The sequence below is a fragment of the Methylobacterium sp. WL119 genome (genome assembly GCF_008039875.1).
Classification (GTDB): Bacteria; Pseudomonadota; Alphaproteobacteria; order Rhizobiales; family Beijerinckiaceae; genus Methylobacterium.
In genome coordinates this window covers 1-4,474 of the sequence record NZ_VRUU01000181.1, presented here as the reverse complement: position 1 = coordinate 4,474, position 4,474 = coordinate 1, and the positions used below count along the sequence as shown (strand labels likewise).

Genomic DNA, 4,474 nt, shown 5'->3' with positions numbered 1-4,474 from the left:
TAGACTTCCACGGCAAACATCCTGGGCCCCTCCCGAAAGAGAAGCCTCTCCACTGGCCGGCTTTTACCCCGGCCGCATCAGCACCCCGCCGACGCTCCAGTGGATGGTTTTGTCACCGCCCTACACAGTGCCCGGTTTGCCGCGATCCGTCGGGTTCGGGCCTGTGGCAGAGCCCCTTTTTTCGCCGGGACAGACGCGCTGTCCAGGCTGGCCCGGCTCCAGTCGAGCTGGCCGACTTCGTAAAGTCGCCCCAGCAGCACCTGATGCAGGCGGATCCAGACGCCCGCCGCCTGCCAGTCCCGCAGGCGGCGCCAGCACGTCATGCCCGAGCCACAGCCCATCTCGGCCGGCAGCATCTCCCAGGGCAATCCAGAGCGCAGCACGAACAGGATGCCTGTCAGGGCCGCCCGGTTCTTGATAGGCCGTCGACCGCCTTTCGGACGGGGTCGGGGAGGCGGAAGCAGCGGGGCGATCTCGTCCCAGAGATCGTCGGGAAGAAGTGCGCGGGCCATGAAACACCAACGCACATCAACGCTCAGGGTGCCGTTCTGTTAGGCGCTCTAAATCCTCATGGAAGCCATCGATCGCGTTGACCCGCATTCTGCCCTCTCACGGCTGATACCGAGATACCGCTTTAGTCAAAAAACACCAGAACGGTTCCAGCGGAAGTCTGATGGCCTCTCCTTCACAAGTCACAATGATGGACTTACCGTGCCAAGTTGGCGATGCCCTTCGTACGGGCTCTTCAGGGGAAAGACCGGATCACGCTCCAAGAGCGATACTGGGAAGGAACCTTATGCGCGATGGGCCTGACGATCCGGTGGGCGAAGTAGAGAGGGCACTGTCCCGTGTTGCGGGCGCCCTGGACCTGCCCGTCTCCACCTTCAGTGCAGTTCCTGGTTCGCATGCTGCCAAGCTCTTGGCAGAGCAAAAAGAAGCATACCTTATCGCCATGGTCACAGCATATCTGCGCGCCGCCGACCCTAGGTCGCGAGCCCGCTTCACCGACGCGTTGAGGTCTGTTGTAGATACCGTGCAATCTTAGAAGGTGTTTGGCTACAGCAGCACCGTCGCGGCTTCCTGGACTTGCGCGGCTGGCGTACCGCTACCAGACCAAACCTGCTTGATCGTTTCGCGCAGGGCTGCCGGCATGAACGGTTTGATGAGGCAGGCATTAACACCGGCCCGACGTGCGGCGACGAAGCAGTGGGCCTGCTCCTTCGTCGTCATGATGACGAACGGCGTCTCGCGGAGATGCGGATCGTCGCGCACCTGACGGAGCAGCTCGTAGCCGGTCATCGGATGCATGTTCCAATCCGCGATGACGAGGCCGTAGCGGCGCTGGTTCAGCATCGCGAGCGCGGCAGCTCCATCGCCAGCCTCGTGTACCTCGGTCAGCCCGACCTGTTCGAGCGTCGCCCGCACCACGGCACGGATCAAAGGCACATCGTCCACGACGAGCACGGGAAGCGATCGTGGCGATGTCACATCAACCTCTACAGCGACCTCGGTTCGGCCCCGTCCCGATCTGCTCACGGGACGGGGGAACCCCGGATCTCACCAGCAAGGCCGATACGCAACTTGGCCCGAACGTGGGATGCGGCTCCTCCGGTTAGAAGCACGTCACCGTGGCGAGTGTCGAGGTGTGCCGGAACGGGTCGCTGAGCGGCGTCAGGCCACTTTGGCGACCTTCTTGCGACCGCGGGCCTTCGGGGCTGCCTCTGAGGCTTCTACGGCCTTGGGCTTCTGACCACGGGCTTTCGGCCAAGGAGATCGCCCCTCCCGTCTCAGGAGCCTAAGCGGCTGCCTTGCGCCGCAGCTGGCCGAGGCCGAGTGAACGCGCCAGCTCGGACCGCTTGGCGGAGTAGGCGGCCGATACGATGGGATAGTCAGACGGTAGGCCGTACTTCGCACGGTAGCTCTCCGGTGTGAGCCCGCGAAGCGTGAGGTGGCGCTTCATCGTCTTGTAGGTCTTGCCATCCTCGAAGCTGACCATGCCGTCCGGGGTGACCGACTTGCGGATCTGGGCGGGAGTCGGCTTCTCGGGGATAGCAGCCTCAGCCTTGGCTCCGTTGCCGAGACCAGTGATGGCGGCATGCACGCTGGTGATCAGCGCCGGCAATTCACTGGCCGGGACATTGTTATTTGATACGAAAGCGGCAACGAGGTCGGCCGTCATCTCGAATTCGTCACGCTCTGAAACGAGCATCGCACCACCGGTCATGTTATCACCCTTAAATACCTTTCGCTCCGCATAACAACTGACCGAATTAGGCGTCAAGGTTCTGTTAGGGATGGCGCTTTAGAATTTTTTAAAATTTTTCAGGGGTTCGACGATGCGTGTTCTGCTGGTCGAGGATGATGCGTCGGTGGCGGAGAGCATCGAACTGATGCTCAAATCCGAGCGGTTCGTGACCTACACCACCGACCTCGGTGAAGAGGGGATCGATCTCGGTAAGCTCTACGACTACGACATCATCCTGCTCGATCTGAACCTGCCCGACATGTCGGGCTACGAAGTGCTCCGCAGCCTTCGCGTCGCCAAGGTCAAGACCCCGATCCTGATCCTGTCGGGCATGGCCGGCATCGAGGACAAGGTGAAGGGCCTCGGCTTCGGCGCCGACGACTACCTCACCAAGCCGTTCCACAAGGACGACCTCGTGGCCCGCATCCACGCGATCGTCCGCCGGTCACAGGGGCATGCCGAGGCGGTAATCACGATCGATGACCTGATCATTAACCTCGACCAGAAAATCGTCGAGATTTGTGGGAAGCGGGTTCCGCTGACCACCAAGGAGTACCAGATGCTGGAACTCCTCTCCCTGCGGAAGGGTACGACGATCACCAAAGAGATGTTCCTCAACCATCTCTACGGCGGCATGGACGAGCCCGAGCTGAAGATCATCGACGTGTTCATCTGCAAGCTTCGGAAGAAGCTCGCCAACGCCAGTGGGGGCAAGAACTACATCGAGACCATATGGGGCCGCGGTTACGTCCTGCGGGAGAGCGCACACGAAATGCGGGCTATGGCGAGCTGAGGAGCTATGCTGCTGAAGGTACAAAGCTTAAGCGACGGCTCACTTGCTTTAAGGCGACCCTTCTTGCGACGTGTCCAAAAAAACGATGGCGCGAAGTTCGGTCTTTAGACGGAATTTCCCGCCTCAAGCTCGTTCTTGATCCCCTGCAGGGCTTCACGCTCGGCCTTGTACGCAGCCAGGGTCTGATCCGTCATATCGACCTCCTGCCCTCCAGGCTGCACCTCGCTTACCTTTCGGGTCTTGGCCTCCATCATCTCAACAGCTTGGCTGATGTCGGCGATGCGCTTCGTCGCGTAGGTGAGGAATGCTGCTTCAATGGCCATCGTGCTCTTTCGTACCGCGATGAACGCCATATAGGGCAGCTGGGCTCCTACCGTCGGCAAATACCTCACTGCTCCGAGACGTGCCGCGTGCGCCACTCGCCCGCCGTCAGTTCCAGGCCGATGGCCAGCGTAGCATCTCTTACATCGAGCCAATCAATATGGCCGGGGTCCGGACCCCACCTTGGCTGCGGCGAGAGCGCATGGCATGGTCAAGCATGACCTACCGCATCGACTTCTACCGGGAAGGCGCCATCGTCAGCGTAGTGAAGGATCTAGAGGATCTCTCCGCTGCCAAACGGACTGCTGAGAAGGAAGTCGCTACCCGCGATGCCGAAATCGCCCTTGTGATCGATGTGGATGGCACTGGAACCGAGGTAGCCTCGATCCGGCAGGACACGATGGCGTGGGACGACGAGTAAGCGTCCCGTGCTTCTGTAGACTGAGGACTGACGGATCTTAGCATCGGAGACATCGTGAAGCGGTACGCCGGGGCCGCGGGGTTTGATCCGGTGGCGTTCGGCGGGCATTCCCTGCGGGCCGGGTTCGTGACGACGGCGGCCGAGCGTGGCGCGGACTTCGCGCGCATCACGGAGGTGTCAGAGCATCGAGACCCGCGGACCGTGCTCAGATACGTTCGACGGGCGAACGCGTTCAAGGATCATGCATGGAGCGGGTTTCTATAGGGTGAGCCCGCGGCAAGCTTAGAGGAGGGTCGAAAGGCTCTTGATGATCCTGTCTCGCTCGACCTTCGCGATATTGCGGGCAGTTGGAAGGTGCTCAACAAGCCGCGCGATGGTGCCCCGGCTGAGCTGCCCGAGGTGGTTGCCCGGTTCATCCAGAGCGCTGTCGATCGAATAATCGTCATACTCGATGATACCGCGTAGCTCTAGGAAACTGTCGTGATCCAGGCAGTGCTCATTACCGACATCAGGCACGGGGAAGTGTGGCTTCCAAACCGCCTTAGGTCGCGGACTCATAAAGTCCTGAGCCAGACGCGGACGGCTGCGAGCTTGACGCTGGCCAGGAAGTTTTCCGGGTCCTTGTCGTACCCTGTTGCGACCGCACGGAAGTGCTTGATCATGCTGAAGAACCGCTCGACCAGATTGCGGTACT

General features: G+C 61.0%; 7 protein-coding genes and 2 pseudogenes. 3 read left to right on the top strand and 6 right to left on the bottom strand.

What is annotated here, in order from left to right; all coding sequences use genetic code 11:
• Window positions 1–126 precede the first annotated feature (126 nt).
• The 3 genes and pseudogenes from FV227_RS27890 to FV227_RS27880 form a co-directional block, all read right to left on the bottom strand.
• Window positions 127–512, bottom strand: a pseudogene (locus FV227_RS27890) (IS5 family transposase); the annotation flags it as partial.
• 544 nt (window positions 513–1,056) lie between these two features.
• Complete coding sequence (locus tag FV227_RS27885) at window positions 1,057–1,464, bottom strand: response regulator (RefSeq protein WP_246686676.1); 408 nt, start codon at window positions 1,462–1,464, stop codon at window positions 1,057–1,059.
• A gap of 331 nt (window positions 1,465–1,795) precedes the next feature.
• Window positions 1,796–2,224, bottom strand: coding sequence for a MucR family transcriptional regulator (locus tag FV227_RS27880; RefSeq protein WP_246686675.1), 429 nt, complete (start codon window positions 2,222–2,224; stop codon window positions 1,796–1,798).
• 112 nt (window positions 2,225–2,336) lie between these two features.
• Here FV227_RS27880 and FV227_RS27875 point away from each other — a divergent pair, with 112 nt between their 5' ends.
• Window positions 2,337–3,038, top strand: coding sequence for a response regulator transcription factor CtrA (locus tag FV227_RS27875; protein ID WP_147860410.1), 702 nt, complete (start codon window positions 2,337–2,339; stop codon window positions 3,036–3,038).
• A 104-nt stretch (window positions 3,039–3,142) separates the two neighbouring features.
• Here FV227_RS27875 and FV227_RS27870 read toward each other — a convergent pair whose 3' ends face one another.
• Window positions 3,143–3,391: a hypothetical protein gene (locus tag FV227_RS27870; protein WP_147860409.1), complete on the bottom strand. Its 249-nt coding sequence runs from the start codon at window positions 3,389–3,391 to the stop codon at window positions 3,143–3,145.
• Window positions 3,392–3,576: 185 nt separating this feature from the next.
• Here FV227_RS27870 and FV227_RS27865 point away from each other — a divergent pair, with 185 nt between their 5' ends.
• Window positions 3,577–3,780, top strand: coding sequence for a hypothetical protein (locus FV227_RS27865; RefSeq protein ID WP_147860408.1), 204 nt, complete (start codon window positions 3,577–3,579; stop codon window positions 3,778–3,780).
• 54 nt (window positions 3,781–3,834) lie between these two features.
• Complete coding sequence (locus FV227_RS30515) at window positions 3,835–4,044, top strand: DNA recombinase (protein ID WP_348642548.1); 210 nt, start codon at window positions 3,835–3,837, stop codon at window positions 4,042–4,044.
• An 18-nt stretch (window positions 4,045–4,062) separates the two neighbouring features.
• On the opposite strand, the gene FV227_RS27855 is transcribed toward FV227_RS30515, so the two are convergent.
• Both FV227_RS27855 and FV227_RS27850 read right to left on the bottom strand, forming a co-directional pair.
• The gene (locus FV227_RS27855; RefSeq protein WP_147860407.1) at window positions 4,063–4,296 is read right to left on the bottom strand and encodes a hypothetical protein; all 234 of its coding nucleotides are present in this window, start codon (window positions 4,294–4,296) and stop codon (window positions 4,063–4,065) included.
• Window positions 4,297–4,334: 38 nt separating this feature from the next.
• A pseudogene (locus tag FV227_RS27850) lies at window positions 4,335–4,474 on the bottom strand (IS5/IS1182 family transposase); the annotation flags it as partial.